Annotated in this window: 26 protein-coding genes; 23 read left to right on the top strand and 3 right to left on the bottom strand. The window is 53.8% G+C overall.

Annotated features, from left to right (window positions below):
• Positions 1–177: 177 nt before the first annotated feature.
• The 10 genes from ACSQ3N_RS27110 to ACSQ3N_RS27155 all read left to right on the top strand — a co-directional run bounded on the left by ACSQ3N_RS27110 (position 178) and on the right by ACSQ3N_RS27155 (position 7,051).
• Positions 178–1,299, top strand: coding sequence for a hypothetical protein (locus tag ACSQ3N_RS27110; protein WP_436137240.1), 1,122 nt, complete (start codon positions 178–180; stop codon positions 1,297–1,299).
• 18 nt (positions 1,300–1,317) lie between these two features.
• Positions 1,318–1,767 carry a hypothetical protein gene (locus ACSQ3N_RS27115; RefSeq protein ID WP_436137241.1) on the top strand — a complete coding sequence of 150 codons (450 nt, stop codon included), beginning with the start codon at positions 1,318–1,320 and terminating at the stop codon, positions 1,765–1,767.
• A 14-nt stretch (positions 1,768–1,781) separates the two neighbouring features.
• The gene (locus tag ACSQ3N_RS27120) at positions 1,782–2,021 is read left to right on the top strand and encodes a hypothetical protein (RefSeq protein ID WP_436137242.1); all 240 of its coding nucleotides are present in this window, start codon (positions 1,782–1,784) and stop codon (positions 2,019–2,021) included.
• A 14-nt stretch (positions 2,022–2,035) separates the two neighbouring features.
• Positions 2,036–2,320: a hypothetical protein gene (locus ACSQ3N_RS27125; protein WP_436137243.1), complete on the top strand. Its 285-nt coding sequence runs from the start codon at positions 2,036–2,038 to the stop codon at positions 2,318–2,320.
• A 180-nt stretch (positions 2,321–2,500) separates the two neighbouring features.
• Entirely contained in the window at positions 2,501–2,887 is a 387-nt protein-coding gene (locus ACSQ3N_RS27130) for a helix-turn-helix domain-containing protein (protein WP_436137244.1), read from the top strand.
• Positions 2,888–3,704: 817 nt separating this feature from the next.
• Positions 3,705–3,869, top strand: coding sequence for a hypothetical protein (locus ACSQ3N_RS27135; protein ID WP_436137245.1), 165 nt, complete (start codon positions 3,705–3,707; stop codon positions 3,867–3,869).
• A 13-nt stretch (positions 3,870–3,882) separates the two neighbouring features.
• Positions 3,883–4,143 (top strand): hypothetical protein, encoded by a 261-nt coding sequence (locus ACSQ3N_RS27140; protein WP_436137246.1) that lies wholly within the window; start codon positions 3,883–3,885, stop codon positions 4,141–4,143.
• Between the two features lie 249 nt (positions 4,144–4,392).
• Complete coding sequence (locus ACSQ3N_RS27145; protein ID WP_436137247.1) at positions 4,393–5,796, top strand: hypothetical protein; 1,404 nt, start codon at positions 4,393–4,395, stop codon at positions 5,794–5,796.
• 399 nt (positions 5,797–6,195) lie between these two features.
• On the top strand, positions 6,196–6,600 hold the full coding sequence (locus ACSQ3N_RS27150; RefSeq protein WP_436137248.1) for a hypothetical protein: 405 nt from the start codon (positions 6,196–6,198) through the stop codon (positions 6,598–6,600).
• 28 nt (positions 6,601–6,628) lie between these two features.
• Entirely contained in the window at positions 6,629–7,051 is a 423-nt protein-coding gene (locus ACSQ3N_RS27155) for a hypothetical protein (RefSeq protein ID WP_436137249.1), read from the top strand.
• Positions 7,052–7,233: 182 nt separating this feature from the next.
• Here ACSQ3N_RS27155 and ACSQ3N_RS27160 read toward each other — a convergent pair whose 3' ends face one another.
• A complete protein-coding gene (locus ACSQ3N_RS27160; protein ID WP_436148032.1) occupies positions 7,234–7,500 on the bottom strand; it encodes a hypothetical protein in 267 nt (88 codons plus the stop codon).
• A gap of 160 nt (positions 7,501–7,660) precedes the next feature.
• On the opposite strand from ACSQ3N_RS27160, the gene ACSQ3N_RS27165 reads away from it, so the two are divergent.
• The 3 genes from ACSQ3N_RS27165 to ACSQ3N_RS27175 all read left to right on the top strand — a co-directional run bounded on the left by ACSQ3N_RS27165 (position 7,661) and on the right by ACSQ3N_RS27175 (position 8,793).
• Positions 7,661–7,951, top strand: coding sequence for a hypothetical protein (locus ACSQ3N_RS27165; protein ID WP_436137251.1), 291 nt, complete (start codon positions 7,661–7,663; stop codon positions 7,949–7,951).
• Between the two features lie 12 nt (positions 7,952–7,963).
• A complete protein-coding gene (locus ACSQ3N_RS27170; RefSeq protein WP_436137252.1) occupies positions 7,964–8,443 on the top strand; it encodes a hypothetical protein in 480 nt (159 codons plus the stop codon).
• A gap of 110 nt (positions 8,444–8,553) precedes the next feature.
• Positions 8,554–8,793: a hypothetical protein gene (locus ACSQ3N_RS27175; RefSeq protein WP_436137253.1), complete on the top strand. Its 240-nt coding sequence runs from the start codon at positions 8,554–8,556 to the stop codon at positions 8,791–8,793.
• Here ACSQ3N_RS27175 and ACSQ3N_RS27180 read toward each other — a convergent pair.
• On the bottom strand, positions 8,790–8,912 hold the full coding sequence (locus tag ACSQ3N_RS27180) for a hypothetical protein (RefSeq protein WP_436137254.1): 123 nt from the start codon (positions 8,910–8,912) through the stop codon (positions 8,790–8,792). The genes ACSQ3N_RS27175 and ACSQ3N_RS27180 overlap by 4 nt on opposite strands.
• A 434-nt stretch (positions 8,913–9,346) precedes the next feature.
• On the opposite strand from ACSQ3N_RS27180, the gene ACSQ3N_RS27185 reads away from it, so the two are divergent.
• Both ACSQ3N_RS27185 and ACSQ3N_RS27190 read left to right on the top strand, forming a co-directional pair.
• The gene (locus ACSQ3N_RS27185; RefSeq protein WP_436137255.1) at positions 9,347–9,745 is read left to right on the top strand and encodes a hypothetical protein; all 399 of its coding nucleotides are present in this window, start codon (positions 9,347–9,349) and stop codon (positions 9,743–9,745) included.
• 122 nt (positions 9,746–9,867) lie between these two features.
• Positions 9,868–11,130 carry a hypothetical protein gene (locus ACSQ3N_RS27190; protein WP_436137256.1) on the top strand — a complete coding sequence of 421 codons (1,263 nt, stop codon included), beginning with the start codon at positions 9,868–9,870 and terminating at the stop codon, positions 11,128–11,130.
• Between the two features lie 818 nt (positions 11,131–11,948).
• Here ACSQ3N_RS27190 and ACSQ3N_RS27195 read toward each other — a convergent pair.
• Positions 11,949–12,389, bottom strand: coding sequence for a helix-turn-helix domain-containing protein (locus ACSQ3N_RS27195; protein ID WP_436137257.1), 441 nt, complete (start codon positions 12,387–12,389; stop codon positions 11,949–11,951).
• A 525-nt stretch (positions 12,390–12,914) separates the two neighbouring features.
• Between ACSQ3N_RS27195 and ACSQ3N_RS27200 the strand changes: the two genes are divergently transcribed.
• The 8 genes from ACSQ3N_RS27200 to ACSQ3N_RS27235 all read left to right on the top strand — a co-directional run bounded on the left by ACSQ3N_RS27200 (position 12,915) and on the right by ACSQ3N_RS27235 (position 18,965).
• Positions 12,915–13,415 (top strand): hypothetical protein, encoded by a 501-nt coding sequence (locus tag ACSQ3N_RS27200; protein WP_436137258.1) that lies wholly within the window; start codon positions 12,915–12,917, stop codon positions 13,413–13,415.
• Positions 13,416–13,716: 301 nt separating this feature from the next.
• Complete coding sequence (locus ACSQ3N_RS27205) at positions 13,717–14,070, top strand: hypothetical protein (protein ID WP_436137259.1); 354 nt, start codon at positions 13,717–13,719, stop codon at positions 14,068–14,070.
• 95 nt (positions 14,071–14,165) lie between these two features.
• Positions 14,166–14,405, top strand: coding sequence for a hypothetical protein (locus ACSQ3N_RS27210; RefSeq protein WP_436137260.1), 240 nt, complete (start codon positions 14,166–14,168; stop codon positions 14,403–14,405).
• Positions 14,406–14,673: 268 nt separating this feature from the next.
• A complete protein-coding gene (locus ACSQ3N_RS27215; RefSeq protein WP_436137261.1) occupies positions 14,674–15,168 on the top strand; it encodes a hypothetical protein in 495 nt (164 codons plus the stop codon).
• A 75-nt stretch (positions 15,169–15,243) separates the two neighbouring features.
• Entirely contained in the window at positions 15,244–17,064 is a 1,821-nt protein-coding gene (locus ACSQ3N_RS27220; protein ID WP_436137262.1) for a DUF4942 domain-containing protein, read from the top strand.
• Between the two features lie 285 nt (positions 17,065–17,349).
• Positions 17,350–18,024: a hypothetical protein gene (locus ACSQ3N_RS27225; RefSeq protein WP_436137263.1), complete on the top strand. Its 675-nt coding sequence runs from the start codon at positions 17,350–17,352 to the stop codon at positions 18,022–18,024.
• Positions 18,025–18,091: 67 nt separating this feature from the next.
• Entirely contained in the window at positions 18,092–18,370 is a 279-nt protein-coding gene (locus ACSQ3N_RS27230; protein WP_436137264.1) for a hypothetical protein, read from the top strand.
• Positions 18,354–18,965, top strand: coding sequence for an AAA family ATPase (locus tag ACSQ3N_RS27235; RefSeq protein ID WP_436137265.1), 612 nt, complete (start codon positions 18,354–18,356; stop codon positions 18,963–18,965). The genes ACSQ3N_RS27230 and ACSQ3N_RS27235 overlap by 17 nt, the downstream gene beginning before the upstream one ends.
• Positions 18,966–19,022 lie beyond the last annotated feature (57 nt).

Here is a 19,022-nt window from a genome sequence, read left to right on the forward strand (position 1 = left end):
CGACAACTTTGTATGGGACGTGGGGTCCGATTTACGAAGAAACGTGCGTTGAGCCATCAGCTCAGCAGCTTGAAGGGGCCAAGAAGATCAATGAACTAGTCTCCAGCCCTTTTGGCGGCGAGTACAAGCCTCAAGCGAAGTGCTCCAAGGTGCCTGTTCGTTGAGTCAAAGGAAATCATGCAGGTCAAGATCAACAAGCGCAGCGCTTACGCTCCAATCCGTTACGAGGCTACTCGCCCCTATGCCGTTTCACTGGGCAAGGCTTACCTGGCCGAATATCAGAAAGGCGATGCAGCACGCACGCAATTCGTTGGCGGCAAGCTCCTTCAATTGCTCAAGGCTGGCGTGTCGAAAATGGGCCAAGAACGAGGCCCTGGGCCTTTGCAAGCCGAAATCGTCAACGTTCAAGTGTTTGGCTCCTACTACAGCGGTGGCAAAGTCATTTTTGACGTGAGCAAAGTTCTCACGCAGACCCTTATGCATACGGACGCGGAGGACATACCTTGCGGGGAGTTGGTCTTTCCCGCCAGCAGCTTTTACCTTCACTTCGGAGCCGACACCGGCTTGGTAGACGATGGTTTCAACATCGAAGGTGCTTACATCGCGCGCCACGGGGATAGGATGATGGTGGACTTGGTGGCGCATGGGTACGGGCAGTCTCATTTCCTGTCGCTTCCGATGGGAGAGAGCATGACAGGCGCACACGTGATGCTCGACGATCCCGAGAAGTCCGTCGCCCAGGCTTTGGATGAGGCGATTGCTGACATTCTGGAGAAGAACCACCAGATGCTGGAGCAGATCGCCCAGATCAAACGTCAGTTGGAAGAGCAGTACGGCCAAGTGGTTAACGCTCCTTCCCCAGTGGAAAACCTCGCAGCTAAAGGACCACTGCTGCACAAGGCGCTCGCGCTCATCGTCAACACCATGTTCTACCTGGCAGCGGAGCCAGATGACATTGAGGTTGACTGGGAACGCGGGACGCCCACTGAAGCCCTTGCGGAGCTGCGCGCGGCCACCAAGCCGAGCGTGATCAAGAACATTGAGAGCAATCTGCGCAACGCCCGATATACGAAGGTTCGCTTTGTCGGTCGAAGATTCGCCCAGTCAGTTTCTGGCTTGCTGATTCAAGGCGCCCAGGATAGCGGACGAAAGCTGGCCACACATTTCCGGCGCGGCCACTTTCGACGCCAGCACTACGGCCCTGAACGCGCCCTGCTGAAGAGGATTTTCGTGGCACCTGTTGTGGTCAATGCTGATGCTGGTGGAGAGCCCACGGGTCACATCTATGACGTGCGGTAGTTTGAGAGGAAATCATCCATGCCTTGCATTCAGACAGCCATCCAGCACCCGTGCAACGCTTGGGCGGTTTCTGCAGGGCTTCCCTCTTGGGCGGCAGCACTTGACGACATGCGTGCAGGAAAAGTGCTGTGCGGAATGCTCCTTGCGGTATCACCACATTCCAAATCCACACTGGGTATGCAGCTGTTCCTTGAGCAGGTCTCGAAAGAGGATCTACATGTTGTTGTTTCCGAAATGGGTGAGTGCGTGGTGGGCCTAAAAAGCACCTTTCCAGCGAAACAAGTCGATCCGACAAACTTGAATCGAAACCCCTTAAATGAAGAGGCTGAAATCGCTGAAGGACTTCAGCAAGATGCTAAAAGCGCCCAGTTGCAGAGCCATTTGCGCGCGCATCGAAAGTTGAATGCAGGTGACAACTTGCAGCCCAAGCCAGCACCGTTTTATCGCCAGTTTGACAAGAAGTTCTGAGAGGAAACCAGACCATGGCTACACAAGCGCGTGACTACACCGAGTTCGACAAGAAGATGCTGGCCCTTATCTCCGCTGGCTCGAAGACAGCTGCCGCCCTGACCACTGCATTGGATGCAGATGCGAAGCCGCTGATGAATCAGACGAAGGATGAATTCCGGGTGGTTGATCGCCGACTGCAGGCGTTGCGCAAGAAGGGTCTGATCGCCTGGGAGCGCAGTGGCGCGTTCGTTGTGTGGTCGCTTGCCAAGTAGTCAAGGAAATCTGCATGCACATCGTTTTTGTCATCGCATGGATTCTTTGGATCTTCGCACTTGTGGGTCTCTTCGCAAGATTGATTGCTCGTTCGATTGCTCAGGCAAAGGCCTTAAAAAGCATCACGACTACCGCCAATAGAGAATTGAATCTTCATGAGTTGCGTGTTTTGAGCAATCGGGGCGACTGGCGTGATCCTATCGAGAGACACCAAGATTCGCTCACAGTGATGACCGATGCTGCAGGATTGGCGGTCGCAGCACTCGCGTTGACGTTCATCCAATTTATCGCCACCTGACCTGAAGGAAACGTCTATGGAGTGGCTTGACGTGTACGAACTGGCTTGCAGCCTGCACACCGGCCTGGTGGACAAGGCAGGGCGGCCTTACATCGAGCATTTGACGCGCGTTTCATGCCAGGGCGCTGGGCATTGCAGGGCGTAGTCATGCTCGGATATCTAACCAACAACAATAGATCCATGGCAGACCAGCATAAGACGATTGGCCAGCGGCTTCGACAAATACGCCTCAACAGAGGCCTTACGCAATCTGCGTTTGCGCAACGATATGGCTATGTGAAGGCGACACAGATCAAATACGAGAAGGACGAAGCCAAGCCGAAAACTGCGTACTGGGAAGCTATGAGAGCCGATGGAATTGATATTAGTTTCCTCCTTGGAGAGGAGTTAGATGGAGAGCCTTTGAGGACAGAAACTCCAAATTTGAAAACTCTATGCTTCCAACTCGAAACTTTTGTTTCTAATAATCTAGCTTCGGGTGCCAGCAAGGAAAATATTCTTGAAGCACTACTTCAGACTGGGGTAACGCTTTTGGGAAAGTGCAATCGATCTGCACGAGAAAGCTGATGGGACCATCAGAGGAGTTCAATGTCGCAAGCTGTTGGGGTTGTGATTGACGGAGAAGTGGCTTGGCATGCGCCGGCGTGTTCGATGACTACGCAACCCTCTGCGGGATTGATGCCCATGACCCTACGCTTGCTCATCAGGTGACGGCGGAGCCACATAAGGGTGCGAAATGGTGTCGCGACTCTTCTAGCTCCGGATGAGCTTGATGCGTGGACTTGAGCTGAATGGCCCGATCCAAAGTGGTAATTGAGTAAATCACAAGCGCTACTTTCTGAGCTGCGAGTACCTGTTCAACTCGGTTGCCAGATGGCACGTTGGTAAGCAAGCAATCAAGTTGGTCGAAACGTCACGTTTTACCTTGCTTTTCGAGGGTGTTTCGTGCGAGGCGCACCCTCACAATCGAACCCCAAGGAAAACAATAAATGCCCAAGTTCAATGGTGTATGTCGGATTCAGGGTCGGAACGGCCTACCTGACATGGTGAGAGTTACTGATGGAGATCTAACGTTTGATGACGTTGATGAGCCTGGGTACAACCGGTCGATGATTAAGCCTCCCTTGGAGGATCTCCCGTGGTGCTCAGCTGGAGAATCAAAAGTAGCGTGTCCGCCGAACTAACGGAAAACTATGAGGTTTACTACTTTCGCATGCGCATTCGGACCGCCGCTTGCTTTGCTTAGTCTTGCATTTGTGTTGACACCAGACTGGCTTACTGAGGTTGACTATGGCCTTTGTGTGTTCTCGGCGTCGTCATCGGCGGGTTCGGCACTTTGATGGCTCGGACTATTGAATCGCAGGACTGAAAGGAACAAGGCCACATGAAGACTATTTGGGTCACGAGCGTTGTTGCAGTTTTCCTCGTCATGGGTCTGAGGTTGCTCACGGCTGCAACAGACCTTGCAGTTGATGAATCCTCTCAAAAAATTCTCGCCGAAGAATCTGCCGAGAAGACGGCGGCGGAGAAATCGTCGAAACCCAAGTGAAGGAATAAAAGCAATGAGAGTTCGCGTACTGGTTGAGAAGGAAGTCGATGCGGAAGTGTCGCTCGACGATGTGATGGCCGAGATCGCGGGTCTGCAAGAACCGGAGAGCAATGCTGAACTCCTGCGCTTATTGAACCTGTGTGTTTCGGTAGTCAAGCGCGTACCAGCTCATCTAATCGAAAACATGACAGACGCGCAGCGCATGGTCTTCGCTGATGCGTTGCGCGTAGAGATCGAACGCTTCAATATTGCCGACGTGGCAGCAACAAACTGATTGGAAACTAGCTGTGCGAATAGGGTGTCAGTGGATGGGGTTGGAGTGATGGAGGATCGACCAAACCGCCACGTCGAGTTTGAATGGACTTCCGAAAAGGATGCCCTACTTGGCACCGTCAAGGACCGGGATCTTGCTGCAAAGTTGGGGTGCTCACGCGCACTGGTCTCAGGTCGCCGGCATCTCCTCGGGATTTCCAGGTTCAACCAGGAAATCTCCAAAGCTACCAAATGCGAATGGACGCCAGCCATGGATGGCCTGCTGGGCACCATGTCGGACAAAGAAACAGCCGAGAAGCTCGGGCTCTCCATCACAACAATCCGCACTCGGCGTGTTGTCCTTGGCATTCCCATAAAGCAAGCGCCTCGGATAGTTCACAACAAATTCAACTGGACCCCTGAGATCGAGGCCCAGCTCGGCACCATGGGAGACCGGCAACTCGCAGAACACCTGGGGGTTTCACGCACCCATGTCACCAACCGCCGCAAGGTGCTTGGAATTGCACCGAAAGACGAAGCCGTAACGTCCAGCTTGAAATTCGAATGGACCCCAGAAATGGACGCTCTCCTTGGCTCAACACTAGACAAGGTGATCGCAAAGCAGCTCGGCCTATCGACAACAAGTGTCAGTAAACGACGCAATATCCTGAACATCGCTCCATACGTTCATCCCACCCGATGGTCCCAAGACCAAGACGCCCTGCTGGGAACCGCACCCGATACGGAGCTCGCTGCGCAATGGGGGGTATCAAATTTTGTCGTCCGATCACGCCGAGCCCAAAAGAACATCCCCGCGTATGAACAGTCAAGGCGGTGGACTCCCGAATTAGATTCCCTACTGGGAACCATCCCAGACGCCGAATTAGCACGAAGAATGGGGCTGCCAGGCAGCAGCGTAAGTGCGCGCCGCAACTTGCTGAAGATCCCAGTGGCTAACTACTTTCGGTGGACCCCGGACTGCGATGCCCTATTGGGAACCATGAGTGACAGGCAGCTTGCGCTGAGGCTTGGATGCACAAAAGCTAGCGTTCAAAAACGTCGCGATAAGCTGAAGATTCAGTCGTTTTCTGGCAGCAACCAAGCCGTTCAGTGGTCTGCGGAACCCGCTGCCTTGCAGGGAACCACTCCTGACACTGTTCTAGCGAAAAAACTGGGGCTTACTTGCACGACTATTCGTAGACGCCGACAGGCACTTGCCATACCTGAGTTCAACCTTCAGAAATGGACACCGGAGAACGTCGCGCTACTTGGCACGATGCCTGACCGACTTATCGCCGAAAAGATGGGGATACCCCTTTCAACAGTCCGCTCGCGGCGCAGGGTGCTTGGCATCGCGCACCATGTTGATCGGGGTTCTAGGGCAAGGCAGTGGACGGCGGAACAAGACGCCAACATGGGCACCATGACCGACCAGGAATTGGCGATGAAGTTCGGGCTCCCGTTCACAGCCGTTCGACAGCGTCGCATTGAGCTTGGCATCGCCTCGGTTCTTGAGACGCGCTGGACACCCGAAAACATTGCGCTGCTGGGCACGATGTCTGATCGCAAACTTGCCGAGCGCCTTGGGTTCAGCCGCAGTGCGATCACGAAGCGTCGCAAGGATCTTGGGATCGAGATGCAAAAGCGAGCAGGAGCTCGGACAGATAAAGGATAGTGAATTGTGAGATTCTCAAAGTCAAATGTGGCAGTCTTTGCATGGATTCTGTTTGTGGCTGGTTGCGCAGTTTTCATGTTCGAATCCAATTCAACGCCAAAGCAGACAACGATGAAATCTTTGGGTTCGGTTCTGGACGTGAATAGCTGCCAGTCTGGAAAGCACTCACATTCATGCGATGTACTGACAACCTCACATCAGTGGGTCACTGATCTAAGACATTGGCCAGGTGAAATCCTGCAACGTGGGGATCTTCTTGCGATGAGGACCGACCTAGCTGGAGGTCGCAGAGAAACATGGATGTGTCGCAATGGACTTTGTCGTTCCGTTTCTTCTTGCTGGAGTTGGATGCCTTGCTGGAATCGGCAAACATAAGAGCGCGAAATTGAAGGAATCACCATGCAGACTCAAAATTCAGCAATAGCGGCAATCAATTTTGCACTGGAGACCGATGACGGACTTACCTTCCTGCGTTGCTGGAATGAAGGTAACTTCGAAGCGATTCGCCGCGAGTGGCCCGAAGCGCCAAAGTCGGTTTTCGTCGGGGCTGATCCGCTCATCTCTAAAACTGCTGCTAAGCGAAGAGGGCTATTTGATCGTACGGATGTTGAGAAGGCTGCGCTAGCAGTTGAACAAGCTCAGGCGGTGAGCGAAAGTGTTCAACGTAAGCTTCAGGGGGACTCGATTGTTGTCAGCGAGAGTGATCTGAAGAGGTGCCAAAAACAAGTGGCGAATGCTAAGGCTAGCCTTGCACGCTTATCTAGCGATCACCCGCTGCTGAAATCAAAAGCAAAGCGACGCTGAAATCGAGGGTCCAGAAGTGCGAAATAGGATGACAGTGAAAGCTTTGGAAAGTGCCATCCAAGGCGCGACGAGCCTCCAAGAGCTCAAGAAACTTGTTGCTGATGCAAACGCTAAAAATGCCATGAACCAAGACGGCACGATCCGGGGACTTGTTTACTGTGCTCCATCAGGCAAGCGAGGGGCGGTATTGCAAGTCTCAATCAGACGTGGAACCCCGAATGGGTTCACTACTTCAATGATTGTGGACGGCAAGGATTTCAGAACAGTTTACCGTGAGATCGTTGACGCAATAGTTCATCACTACGATTTCGCGGAAGGTAACGAATTAATCAGGAAAATGCATGAGAGCACCGATATTTTTTTGAAAAAATACGGCTTGAGATTGAAGGAGGTCCGTTATGAGCAGGTCACAAAGGCTGAAAGCAAGTCAATTCTTAAAAACCGCGGTTAGCTGAACAATAACTGACAGGAAACGATGTCTAAAGTTGTGGGTGTAGTCGTTGGTGGAATGGCCTCTTGGCATGCACAGGGTGTGTTCGATGACTCCGCAACCCTCTGCGGGATTGAAGCCCATGACCCTACGCTTGGCCACCAGGGCACGGTGGAGCCAAAGTATGGCCAGAAAATCGAATGTCAGACTTGTAAGACCATGTGGGCCAACACATTTGCCTTGAAGTTGAGCATCCAAAACTTTCGGTAAACCAGATAACAATCATGAATCAGCAAGGCCCCGATACAACCATCCAGGCGATGCAGTGTGTCGTTAATGCTTTCTATCGCGATGCCGTTCGGATCGGAAACCATCCGTTCATTGAATTTGCGGGACTCATGAACGAGTACATCAGCGCTTGCCGTGAAGCCTCCGCACATGGAATCGACTTCACTAGTTGCAACGTGCACTCGGGACATCCATTGCCACTTCACGCTCACCAGGTAGACTACATCAACGAGAAACTTGAATGCATATTCACTGGTCGTTCTGTAGTGTCATCAGCTGCAGTACCGAATCCAGAAGGACAGATCATGGAAAGATAAAATCGTGAGCGCGCTAGAGATGTCTATGAACGAAGTAGCCTACTTAAACGAATTGGCCGCTGATATTGCTGCAAATGGCGGTTTGGATGGCAGGAATTTTGAGGCTGCGCTTGCGGCTGCTCATGCGCGTAGGCAGGCGTTCGCCTTGGAGTTGGCAACACGCGCTACCAAACGCGCTCAGATGGCCCGTAAAGCGTTGCAAGCAACTGTTTGGCATGGCGCCCAAGTCCTGGCAGCAAATGAGCGCCTGTCGATGCAGGCAAGGGATTGCGTGCGCACCACGCTTTTGGCATGCGAATCAATCGACTTGGAATAGGAGGCAAGCCTGATGGACGATCTTTCGATGGTTTCTGTATTTGTGACCAACGTGCTGCCAGCCGCTGGGTTTGTGCTTGGCATATCTGCAGTTTGGTATGGGGCCTGCCTACTCATCGGGGGGGCCGAAAACACCCGAGTCTCCTCCCAAGATGACTCGGCCATTTCATTATCAGAGCGGGCACTCGACGCACAACTGATCTATGCGATGCAAGAGCGCAAGAGGGCGAGCAAAGGGACTCTCCGAGATCGGATTTTCCTGACGGGCCTGATGACCATGGGAACATGCGCTGTCATTTGGCTGGGGCTTTGGACCTGGGGCGTTGTTCCAGCTAGCGCACAGGAACGCGCTTTTATTCACGAGCTCAAGACAACAGTATTTGCTAACAGCCCCCAAGTCGCGGCTGCTCTTCACGCAGCAGAGAATGCAAGTTACATTTCTCGTCAGCACTATATGGCGGCTGAAGATGCTTTTCTCCTAGCTGCTCAGTGAAAAGGCTATGGACTTATTCTAACTTGAGTTGGTTAGTAGTATGCATAATATAAAATCATAGGCGGTTATCTTATTAATGCAGTAGTCTTCATAAGTTCAGAAAGTTTTAAATGACCAAGATTTCAATTTCACCCCCGATTAAAGTTAAAACCCGCGACGGTTTGGATGCAACAATTTACGAGATTGATCTTGACGATTTGCAGCAGGCTATTCATGGCACTGTTATCACGCCTGGCATGGGGACCATCAATAAAGCCTGGAGCAAAGATGGAATCTGCAGCAACGGGACTGATGAACTTAATATCGATCCAGACGAACCTGGCTTTTCTTCCGTTATCAACAAATTTTAAATCTCTTGAATAATTGATATCCAAGACTTCCCCATGGCAATGACCCCACCTGTCGCAGCGTCAAGAGCAAGCCGCAGGAATAAACTGCGTTTTAATTCCGCTGCAGCATCAGTGTTCATGGTCGCAGTCGTACTCCTTATCTCAAGCTTTGAATGGCTGTTGCTAGATCCTCTCCCGTGGTACGGCCGTTTGGCGGTTATTTTGTTTTGCTGGATTCTTCCTTGCTGGCTTCTGCTGGGTAAGATCTCTAAGGCCTTAAATAAGTAAATCCGATGTCCCAACTTGAACACTTGGACCAAATTGCCCGAGAGGCATGGTCGGGAAATTACGAGCGAACCGGTGTACTTTCTACGGGAGAGCGCCTGTATGTGGCTCTGGCCTCAGGTCGCATGCGCGAGCTTTGCCCAGGCGACTCGATACCCTATGCAGTTGATCGAGTCGGTCCTGAATGGATGAGTCACATGCTCGTAGTTTGGAAGTCTGAAACGCAACCTAAAGATGAGGCATCAGAGCAATGAGTGGGTTCATAAACGTCAGATCTGCTATTCGATCCGTGCTCGTTTTGTCCATCGCTGCTGCTCCAACGCTTTCATTCGCGACGATTACTCGTGCCGACGTTGAATCACAGATTACGCCCGCCACCACCCTCATCGGCCAGTTGCGTGCTTGCATGTCTGTATCAGAAACCAACAGCTATCTACCAGCGATAGATACGGAGGTGGCATTCCTGCAATATATACGGACATCCGATTTATTGCTGGATGACTACCCGGAATTTCTCGCGAAAAAAATCGGGGCCTATGCAAAACTTGAAATGGAACAGATCCGCCTTTTCAAAGACAGCCCCGTAGAAGTTGCAGAGAACTGCAAAACCTATCAAGCAGATGCTCGGCGACTTGTCCAGGAACTTAAGTTAGCCATCCAGAAGCACAATTCCAAACGGAAGAAGTAACGAAGGCGTTCATCAAGTGCGTTCGCTCTGTTCTGCAGGGCGGCAAGCCAACCGCTCCCGATGGCCGCGTCGCAGTGCCCATTACGCGGGGCCAATTGTCAGATCTGAGGTCGTCGATCCATATGGCACTTTTTGAAATGAGCAGTGAGAGCACTCTCACCTCAATCCCAGTCACGAGTTTCGCAAGCATGGGCGTCTATGAGCGAACCCATTTGCAAAAAGCACTGCGAGCCCAGATCTCTGCAATTACCCCCGGCGTCAGGACAATGGTGATTGCTGAGGAGTTCGGTGACTGGGTCGGTGCTAACCGCCGCATCGACTTGCTATGCCTTGATGAGGACGCAAAGCTCGTCGTAGTTGAGTTAAAGCGTGATGATGGTGCCCACATGGAGCTGCAGGCGCTGCGCTACGCTGCAATGGTCAGCACGATGGTCTTCGATCAAGCCGTGGAGGCCCACCGGAAGTATTTGGCAAGCATCGGGTCGACAGGTGATCCAGAACAGGCGATTCGCGACTTTCTGCGCGTTGACGAGGGTCGGGTGGCCATTCATGAAGAAGTGCGGATTGTCCTAGCCGCAGCATCCTTTGGCCAAGAACTCACGACAGCTGTCCTGTGGCTCAACAAACAGGGCTTGGATCTCCGATGCGTTCAAATGCGCCCTCACGTCCTCGGAGGCAGGATGCTTCTCGATGTCCAACAAGTGATCCCGCTGCCAGAAGCGGCACAGTACCAAGTGGCCATCCGTGAAAAGGAGATGGCACAGGCGGAGGCGCGGTCCTCGGAGCGCAACACAACCAGGTTCAATCTGACGGTCGGTAATCAGGTCTTTTCCAACCTGGCGGGGCGCCGGGTCGTCTACGAACTTGTCCGAGCTGCTTTTCGCGAGGGGATCACTGTCGATGCGATCACGAAGGCTATTCCATTCAAAAATCAATCGCTCTTCCTGTCTGCCGAAGGAGATTTGTCTGAGCAAGAACTACTCGCGCTGACCAAGCATTCCGGTACCGGGTACTTCACCCAAGACTCCATGCTCCTCAAACGCGATGGACGAACCCTGGCCCTCACGAAACGCTGGGGGGAACAACTACAGCTTGCGATATCGAGCATATTGGACCTAATGCCCTCGGCCCCGATTCAAATCGAGGTTGCAGCCGCTTCAGGTATGACTGTATCTGCCACCTATGAGGGATATGAGATCCTGCAAGACGAAAGCACAACCATCACTGTTATGAAGGATGGCCTCCAGATCACGCCGGCAAAGCCTGTCCTGCGTATGCTCGCAGAATTGCTGGGTGTCAGCGAATTGAATGGCTCTGGAAACGAATTGAACACCCGCCAGCTGGGTGCTAAGGTCATAGAGGCCGCCCTCCAACGTGACGAATAGGGCACTGACTATGCGTGTCGCTGTGTTTGTATGCTCTCTGGCATACACGGTGCCGTCCGGCGCGGCCGATGTGGCAACGCTCGTTTGCAAAGGGAAGACTGCGCAGGGTCTCCCGCTTATGGATGTGGTGCTTCAGCTTGATCTTGATAAACGCACCGTCGACGGAGCACCTGCAACCATCGATGAGTCGCAGATCAAATGGGATAGGGCGCGAGTACGACAAGGAAAGGTTGAGTACGAAAGCCACGCTTTGAACAGGATCACTGGCTCATACCAGTGGCTCGTAGAAGGAGTTTCGTACGCTGGGCCTCCACCGGTTTACAAATGCGAGAAAGCCTCTGCGCCAAAATTCTAAAAACAGATTGATTGACATGCTCACCCCCGTCCAATACGCACGTTACGGAATGAACGTCATCTCACTGCTCGCCAGTAGGAAGATCAGCTTTCGCACGGCGTTCATGGCTTTGCGGACGACGCCAGTCGCTGTTGCAGGGCGATGCGGTTCCTACATTGTGGACCCGACCTTTGACTAAGGTAACTCCGCATGAGGACTTGTCTGAATGGCAGGTCCAGGTGAGCCAGGACGGAGGAACCGTATGGATTCACGACATATCGGGATCAACAGTAGGTAGATTCTCGAAACGCTTCGGTCTAGACATTCACAGATCGGTCGAGGAGCAGCTGCAGGGTGCGGGCCAATGCATCTACTGCACCCATGAACCACCTACAGAAAGCGACTGGCTCCTGTTCTGCGGAAAGATGCGTGACCACTTTGGGATCAACGTCGACCCACAGCTGGTGCAGTTCGACAAGGCTAGCTAGGATGGCGCGCCCACCCGATTGAGCGCTTCCTTCTTACCTACTGCCATAACTGCCCGAATCTGGGCAAGCTGCTTGGCTCGTGGAACCGCTTGGCCAGCTTCCCAGCGCCGTAGCGAGATGGGTGCGACGCCCACGAGCGCTGCCATCTGCAGCTGGTTGAACCCAAGCGCTTCACGCTTCTTGATGAGGACTGTTGGAGAAAACGGGCGGGTGCTTCGAGCTGGGGCCTCTGCAGATACCGTGGAGGCTTCTGGAGCCGGCACAGCCCTGGCCAAATTCTTGATTGCGGCACGCAGCACCAGGTTCTCACGCTTGAGAACCGCGATTTCCGAGCGGTGAGACGTCACCGTCTTCCGCAGTCTCTGAAATTCGTCTTTTGTTTCCTTGCGCACTATGCGAGCAATCTCTTCACGGAAGGCGGTTTGATAAACGGCCATGTATGCAATGCCTCAGTAATGGAGGGAATCCCCGATAGGCTGAGGATGCCACAGGATCTTGCACTCTTGAGCCGATCCGACGGGTAGAGGCCTACCCTTGCGCTGAGAAGTCGGCCGCTGCGCATATCCCGCGACTTGCGCTTGCTTCAGCAGCATAAGTCCGCTTTTGTCGTCGTGCGGCTGAGCCGCGAAGTTGAAACCTCATCGGAGCCCGATGGCGCCTGGTTGTGGCAGGGGGTTGTAAAGTACCATCTACCCCCCCCCCCGCAGAATGCAATATCATTGAGGCTGACACGCCTTCAACCGTGTGCCGCGACAAGGAAGTTTTGCCCAGGCCCTGGTTCATCCAGTAGCTTGGACAAAGAAGCTTTGTTCGATGTTGGGTAATCCTTCATCCTCATAACTCGTGGCCACGAGTCAAAAAACTGGCCATTTCAAACGGGGCTTGCCCTGTTAAACATCAACCTTTGCGGGGCGCTATTCCCCGTAGGGGCATGTGCTCTGCGCTTTTGCTAGGAGCACATCATGAAAAGTCGTTACTGGTTCCAGGCCCATGGCTTGGACTTTCAGGACTACCAAAACCGCCCGACCTATCGGGCACATTGCGTGACTGCGAAGTTCGCCGCCCTCGTACTGAGCGACAGTGGTGGCGGAGAGACCCATATCGGGCTTTCTCCTGCAGCCAGCCAGTTTCGCATGTTGCGCCCCTTCCGCTGCGAAGAGGCCAATGCACTCCGTTCCAAAGTCGCAAAGCGCGTGCTTACCGAGCGCAAGCGAATTCGCGTGTACGGAAAGCTCATGAGAGGCCTGCCGGCGCAGGACTTCCCCTGCGCGTACGTCCAGGCTCATCAAGAAGCCTCTAAGGCCCTTGCACGAGGCGACATCCGTGCCTACTCCGTGACGAGCTGTCCGGAGCGGGGCAGGGTGATCCAGTATGAATCGCACCAGGGCTGGCAACCAGATCCGGTCTACTGCGATTTCGATCCTGAAGACGATGGTGACATCAACTCCAGCAGCGCCTGGTAGTGGGTATGTTCGTCAAGCCTCAAAGGGAGCAGCGCTTCATCGCGCTGATCCGCGAAACATACAGCCAGCCCCCTCACGCGTTGATCGAGATCGCTCGCAACAAGGATCGCTACAGCGTTATCTTGCGTTCAGCCGCGCTTCGAAACCTCGTCAGCTCCTCCCCCACGGAACTGACCTTAGGTCGATGCTACGCAGAACGTCGCCGCATTGTCAGAGCCCACTACGGGATCTGATTTCACCCACCCATTCGGGCATCCGTGCCCTTGCGGCAGGGTGCCCGTCATCCCTCAGGAGACGAACAATGTCGAACGAAACACTGCTTCACAACCGCATCTATCAAAGCACTACTCAAATCGGACACTTCAACGTCCGCATCGTGCGCATGGGAGATGCCTATGGCCGCGACAACTGCTTGACACATGATGAGGACTCCCCCCTGGTGGAGTTCTATGACGCCAGGCAGCAAGACATATCGTTTGGACAGCTTGGTCAGTTCGTGAGCCGGTACTACTGCAAAACGATCCTCGAAGGCTCCTTCCCATGGGGCTTGTCATTGGACGGTGGCATTCCGCAATGGAGTGTCAGCAGCGCCGGCATGCGCCAAGTTCAAGAGTTCATCCAGAAAACAGAAGTGGCGCTCTCCGAGCAAAGCTGATCCCCGACCGCCCTGAACCATCTGGGCATTTTTTATAACCCATCCGGGCGCACCGCCCAATGGGCGGGTGTTCGGTGATTTCCGAGAGGATTCCCATGACCGACAACCACACCACAGCCACGCAATTGATCACTATTGATCAGCAGGCGCTGGCCATCCTCGTCGCATGCGCTTCGACCCATGTCGAAGATATCGAAACTGGACTGGCAGAAGGGCTCTATGAGAAGGCAGAGAACCAGGATCTTCCTGAAAAGCAGAAAGCCGTCCAAACGGCTGAGGCGCTGATCCGGTCCATGACTGAAAGCGCGAAGCATCTTGCTGCAGCGCTGACATAGCGGCCTTGCACTTCAGTTTGTGGCGAACCAAGCGACGCATGCTGACTTCGACCTCCACACGTCCCTCGTGTGGTGGTTTTCTTGAGTCCCTTAAGGGCAGGGGGCTCAAGAAAATCAAAATTGACTCCACCAGCGTAATGCTGATGGTCATAGGCCCGCTCGCCTGTCGAAAGACAAAGAGCAATTCATCCGAGGAATCGGTACACCAACCCTGACGGGCACCCGCTGCCCTATGGGCCGGTGCCTGTCTCTCAAAGGAGCAAGCACCATGAATAACACCCCCACCGAACTTGAAGCCTCCGCAGACCGCAACCTCACCGTTGCTACTCAGGCGATGCTTCAGTGCCTTGAAGGGATCAGAGACAGCCAGCCAGAATTGATCGCCGACCACATGCCGAAAGGCTGGGGTATGCATCGGATTCGGGATGCGTTCAAACAGCACCAGTCGCAGCAACGCGACGAAGCGAAGCGGATCGTTGATCAGCTGACCTACGGTGCGCAGCGAAGCAGCTGGGAACAGAGTGCTTCCTTCAAGTGGCAGTACGCCACTCTCACGATCCGCGGCCACGATCTGCGCGTGGGGGTCTCAACAGGCGGCGTAGTGTCGTTTGAGGGAGATCCGTTTGTACCGTCTTCACGAGTGCTGTGCACATCGCTAGAAACAGCCTGCCAATCGCTCAATGAGCGGTTGATGCGGATGGACAAGGCGGCAAGCGCAATGCGAAGTGCAACGGCGCCGGCAGCTGAAGTCTCAACGCTGTAAGGCTTTCATTTCAACCCACTGGGGAACCAAGTTCCCTCGTGGGGCTGGTTCCTCAATTTTCATTGGAGAACCAGTATGGACATTCAGTTTTATCCAACTCCCCAGCACTTGGCCAAGAAGCTGTGGTCGAAGTTCGTCACACCCGTTCAATGTGTACTCGAACCTCATGCGGGTGAAGGCCACATGATCACTGCGTACGAGGAATACTTTCCGGAGGTGCCGGACAACGATGCCGATGAAGATCTGTCAGAACTCCGCAGGCATATGAGGAGCGCGAAGGATCGGTATGGATCGCGGTCCTATCGCCGTACCGTGAAGTGGCACGCCTGCGAGATCAACGCGCAGAAGCATCCATTGCTTCAAGAGCTAGGTGCGCAGGTTGTCGGGCATGACTTTCTGCAGATGCAGAGCGCGGTCGTGTACTCACACATAGTGGCCAACCCTCCGTTTGCGGATGGAGCGCGTCACCTGCTGCACGCTTGGAAGATCCTGTACGCAGGGGAGATCGGCTGTATCTTGAATGCGGAGACCTTGCGCAATCCCTATACCGTCGAAAGGCAGTACCTCGCAAAACTGATTGAAATGCACGGTTCGGTTGAGTACCTGGCGGACCAATTCATGGGTGAGGGGGTTGAGCGGGAGACACCGGTTGAAATCGCATTGGTCTACCTTCGAAAGGAGGCGGAGCACGCGGTGAATATGGAGTCGATCCTCGACGGCCTAAAGCCGGATGAGTACAAGGCGGCCAATGAACCTGACACGCATCTGCTGAGCGCATTGGCCCTGCCAATGAACTTCGTGGATCGGGTTGTGATGGACTACGAAATCGCTGTGAAAGCAGCGAGACAGTACAGCGAATCAAATGCTGTGTTCGAGGCCGCGAAACAAAGGCTCGGACGCACTTTTGAGGAGATGCAATCCAAAGGGTTGGACGGGCTCGCACGCGAGCCTGCCCCTTCGGTAGAGAGCTTGATAAGGCAGGGATATGAGGAACACCTGGTGGCCATGCGTGAACGCGCGTGGGCTCAAGTGCTACGCTCAACTCAGCTTCTCAATAAACTCTCAAGCTCTGCTCAGCGCAACGTAGAGGCCCAGTTCAAAACGATCTCCAAACTGGAGTTCTCAAAGGTGAACATTCACGGGTTCTTTGCGGGGCTGATGGAGAGCATGGACTCTATCAACGCTGACATGGTTCTTGGGCTGTTCGACATGATCATGCAGCGGGACAGCGACAACTGCACCTTTTACAGGTCGTGGAAGTCGAACGAGAAGCACAAGGGAATGGCGATGCGCATCAAACGCACACGCTTCATCTTGCCGCTCATGCAGCATGAGTACACACGGACCAGACTCTCGTATAGCGCGGGGCAGGTTCTTGGCGATATCGACAAGGTTTTTCGACTGCTCCATGGGCGCCCAACGGAAGCTGGTGACGGGCTGCGCGAATGCCTATCTGTGGATGCAAACATGGTCGAAGCATCGCATGGGAAACGACTCGAAACCGAGTTCTTCGGTCTGCGCTATTACCCCGGGAAGGGGACCATTCACTTCTTCCCGAAATCTCAGGAAGTTGTGGAGCGCTTGAACCGGTACGTGGGAAAGATGCGCCAGTGGCTGCCTCCAGAAATGGACCAAGCCAACGATGATTTCCAACGCCAATATGAGGAAGCCGAAAAGCACACAGAGGCTTATCTCAAGGAGTATCGGAAATCGAGCTCCTACGCTTCGCATCCAGTCTATTTGCTCAATGTGAACAGGCGAGATGACGAAACAGCGAGTGATGCCGAAAAAATGACTCGCGCATTGACACTGGTACAGGACGATTTGGGCATCAAGCCCTTCGACTCCATCCAGGATCAATCAGCGCCACAGGCTCAACTTGCGTTGTGTATGTGATCGCTTGGCAGCAGAGGCTCACCTTTGGGTGGGTTTCTGCCGCTTTTCTACCCTCCGAGAAATTGGAGGGCTTTTCAGAGGGCTCTCTTGAGTCCTGCGAAAAGCAGATTCATCGCCTTGGCTTAGCGCCCTGGTTTGAAGCGGAGTTGACCGCGCCACCCGGCAATCAACATAACTCTACCCCGCGTAATGCGAGGTTTTTTCATCCCCTCATCAGTGGGGCTTCCCAACCGCAAGGAACATCCCTTGCGGGTGAACCTTGCGACATCAAAGTAAGGTTCAAAAATGACATATTTCCTTGGCCCAACGCCTTGTGACGAAGACTGCGCATCTATTGGTGACGTGTTTTTCCGAGAGGATTCGCGGATCGAAATCGCTGCCTATATCAATCAGCTGCGGCGCACCTTTGTGTTCCATACCGAGAAACCGGGTATTGCGTTCACCAAGCAACGCGAATCCCATGACTTCGGCGCCTACTTCGAGGCCGTTGCAGAACCATCCGGATTGGATTTTGTCGGCTTCAAGCTTGCAGAAATCATCGAAAACAACACCCCAACGGAATGGGATCTCGCTTCGATTCGGGAGATCATTAACGAATCGAAGGAGCGCTTTTTCGAAGCTCAGGACCTCCGCTTCGATGGTGTGTTTTCATGGATGGCCACCCCGATATCCTCCGTGCCACACGGTCGCCGCATGTTGGCGCTGATGCGTAAGGTGCGCGATGGAAAGCGGGTGACGACAAACGAAGTGTCTGCAAACCTGGCGCCTGATCCACAAGATCAAGCACCATCGGATTCAGATGCTCGCCGGCATGTCGCAGTTTTTGCCGATGCTAAGCAAAACGGTGAGACGTTCGACTTTGAATGCTCCGCAACCAGTCCCGAGCTGGCGGTGGAGCGGGCTAAAGAAGCGTTTCCCAATAGCGATCTTCTGATGCATTTCGCTGCAGACAAGATCTAACACCAACCCCGTGGGGCACTACCCCATCGTGGGCTTGGTGCCCCTCTTTCGTTTAGAGGAGTACCAAATGAACCATCGCTTTGCAGCAGGGTTGACCTTGACCAGGAAACCCAAACGATTTACCCTTCATCGCATGAGCAAAGCACGCGCAACTGCTTTCGGTTTGACTACTGACCAGCTGGCAGCAATTGCCAAGCAAGCCGGTAGAGACGCCGTTGCAGAGAACATCGAAGCGGGTGTAAGCACAACCGTTCTCATAGATGGTCGTGTTCAGAAGCTCGATGCCTCGGACCCACGTCTCCTTGAGCTCGTGAACGTTCGGAGCAGCAATGTCCGCGCGTCGTAGCGGACACAAAGAACCCCCTCTCCTCACAGTTTTTGCCGGACCTAACGGTTCCGGGAAATCCACACTGACCAAGACGCTCGCGTCACAGTCGCGCATTGGCATTCTTGTCAATGCAGACGATATCGCGGCTCGACTGGCCAGTGACAGTGGTTTGAAGATGGCCACAGAGGCAATGCAGTTTCAAGCCGCTATCGCAGCGGAGGAAATGCGCTGGTCTTTGTTGGCCCAAGGGGTCTCGTTCACTACAGAAACGGTCATGTCTGACCGTACACGGTGGTTCAAGCTCTTCAAGGATGCACGCTCGCGTGGATTCCGGATGAGCTTGTTCTTCGTGACCACCGCCGATCCTCAGATCAATGTGGACCGGGTAGCAGCTCGCGTCCAACATGGAGGTCATTCAGTTGACCCCGTGAAGATCGAGGCCCGCTACCGCAGGACACACGAAATCCTGCCTGAAGCACTTGCACTTTTTGATCACGCCTGGCTCTTCGATAACTCGTATGAGCTGGAGCTTGTTCTTGTGAAAGATGCAGATGGCCTGAGAGCGCATGTACCCGCCGAACGCGTGCCTGCTTGGGCGGCCGCCCTGATCTAGCCCTTCATGGGGCTCCAAGACCCCTTTGGGGGTCATTCTTTAACCCTGCGGGTGTAG

The organism is Acidovorax sp. LjRoot194 (assembly GCF_964253015.1).
In the GTDB taxonomy this organism is placed as follows: domain Bacteria; phylum Pseudomonadota; class Gammaproteobacteria; order Burkholderiales; family Burkholderiaceae_C; genus Acidovorax.

What these genes read in the sequence shown, in the direction of transcription:
- ACSQ3N_RS27165 (WP_436137251.1), top strand. Translation starts at nt 7,661, where the DNA reads ATGAACGAAGTAGCCTACTTAAACGAATTGGCCGCTGATATTGCTGCA.
- ACSQ3N_RS27120 (WP_436137242.1), top strand. Translation starts at nt 1,782, where the DNA reads ATGGCTACACAAGCGCGTGACTACACCGAGTTCGACAAGAAGATGCTG.
- ACSQ3N_RS27145 (WP_436137247.1), top strand. Translation starts at nt 4,393, where the DNA reads ATGGATGGCCTGCTGGGCACCATGTCGGACAAAGAAACAGCCGAGAAG.
- ACSQ3N_RS27115 (WP_436137241.1), top strand. Translation starts at nt 1,318, where the DNA reads ATGCCTTGCATTCAGACAGCCATCCAGCACCCGTGCAACGCTTGGGCG.
- ACSQ3N_RS27230 (WP_436137264.1), top strand. Translation starts at nt 18,092, where the DNA reads ATGAACCATCGCTTTGCAGCAGGGTTGACCTTGACCAGGAAACCCAAA.
- ACSQ3N_RS27130 (WP_436137244.1), top strand. Translation starts at nt 2,501, where the DNA reads ATGGCAGACCAGCATAAGACGATTGGCCAGCGGCTTCGACAAATACGC.
- ACSQ3N_RS27140 (WP_436137246.1), top strand. Translation starts at nt 3,883, where the DNA reads ATGAGAGTTCGCGTACTGGTTGAGAAGGAAGTCGATGCGGAAGTGTCG.
- ACSQ3N_RS27125 (WP_436137243.1), top strand. Translation starts at nt 2,036, where the DNA reads ATGCACATCGTTTTTGTCATCGCATGGATTCTTTGGATCTTCGCACTT.
- ACSQ3N_RS27215 (WP_436137261.1), top strand. Translation starts at nt 14,674, where the DNA reads ATGAATAACACCCCCACCGAACTTGAAGCCTCCGCAGACCGCAACCTC.
- ACSQ3N_RS27135 (WP_436137245.1), top strand. Translation starts at nt 3,705, where the DNA reads ATGAAGACTATTTGGGTCACGAGCGTTGTTGCAGTTTTCCTCGTCATG.
- ACSQ3N_RS27200 (WP_436137258.1), top strand. Translation starts at nt 12,915, where the DNA reads ATGAAAAGTCGTTACTGGTTCCAGGCCCATGGCTTGGACTTTCAGGAC.
- ACSQ3N_RS27220 (WP_436137262.1), top strand. Translation starts at nt 15,244, where the DNA reads ATGGACATTCAGTTTTATCCAACTCCCCAGCACTTGGCCAAGAAGCTG.
- ACSQ3N_RS27110 (WP_436137240.1), top strand. Translation starts at nt 178, where the DNA reads ATGCAGGTCAAGATCAACAAGCGCAGCGCTTACGCTCCAATCCGTTAC.
- ACSQ3N_RS27180 (WP_436137254.1), bottom strand. Translation starts at nt 8,912, where the DNA reads ATGAACACTGATGCTGCAGCGGAATTAAAACGCAGTTTATTCCTGCGG.
- ACSQ3N_RS27210 (WP_436137260.1), top strand. Translation starts at nt 14,166, where the DNA reads ATGACCGACAACCACACCACAGCCACGCAATTGATCACTATTGATCAG.
- ACSQ3N_RS27190 (WP_436137256.1), top strand. Translation starts at nt 9,868, where the DNA reads ATGGCACTTTTTGAAATGAGCAGTGAGAGCACTCTCACCTCAATCCCA.
- ACSQ3N_RS27235 (WP_436137265.1), top strand. Translation starts at nt 18,354, where the DNA reads ATGTCCGCGCGTCGTAGCGGACACAAAGAACCCCCTCTCCTCACAGTT.
- ACSQ3N_RS27225 (WP_436137263.1), top strand. Translation starts at nt 17,350, where the DNA reads ATGACATATTTCCTTGGCCCAACGCCTTGTGACGAAGACTGCGCATCT.
- ACSQ3N_RS27205 (WP_436137259.1), top strand. Translation starts at nt 13,717, where the DNA reads ATGTCGAACGAAACACTGCTTCACAACCGCATCTATCAAAGCACTACT.
- ACSQ3N_RS27170 (WP_436137252.1), top strand. Translation starts at nt 7,964, where the DNA reads ATGGACGATCTTTCGATGGTTTCTGTATTTGTGACCAACGTGCTGCCA.
- ACSQ3N_RS27195 (WP_436137257.1), bottom strand. Translation starts at nt 12,389, where the DNA reads ATGGCCGTTTATCAAACCGCCTTCCGTGAAGAGATTGCTCGCATAGTG.
- ACSQ3N_RS27155 (WP_436137249.1), top strand. Translation starts at nt 6,629, where the DNA reads ATGACAGTGAAAGCTTTGGAAAGTGCCATCCAAGGCGCGACGAGCCTC.
- ACSQ3N_RS27175 (WP_436137253.1), top strand. Translation starts at nt 8,554, where the DNA reads ATGACCAAGATTTCAATTTCACCCCCGATTAAAGTTAAAACCCGCGAC.
- ACSQ3N_RS27150 (WP_436137248.1), top strand. Translation starts at nt 6,196, where the DNA reads ATGCAGACTCAAAATTCAGCAATAGCGGCAATCAATTTTGCACTGGAG.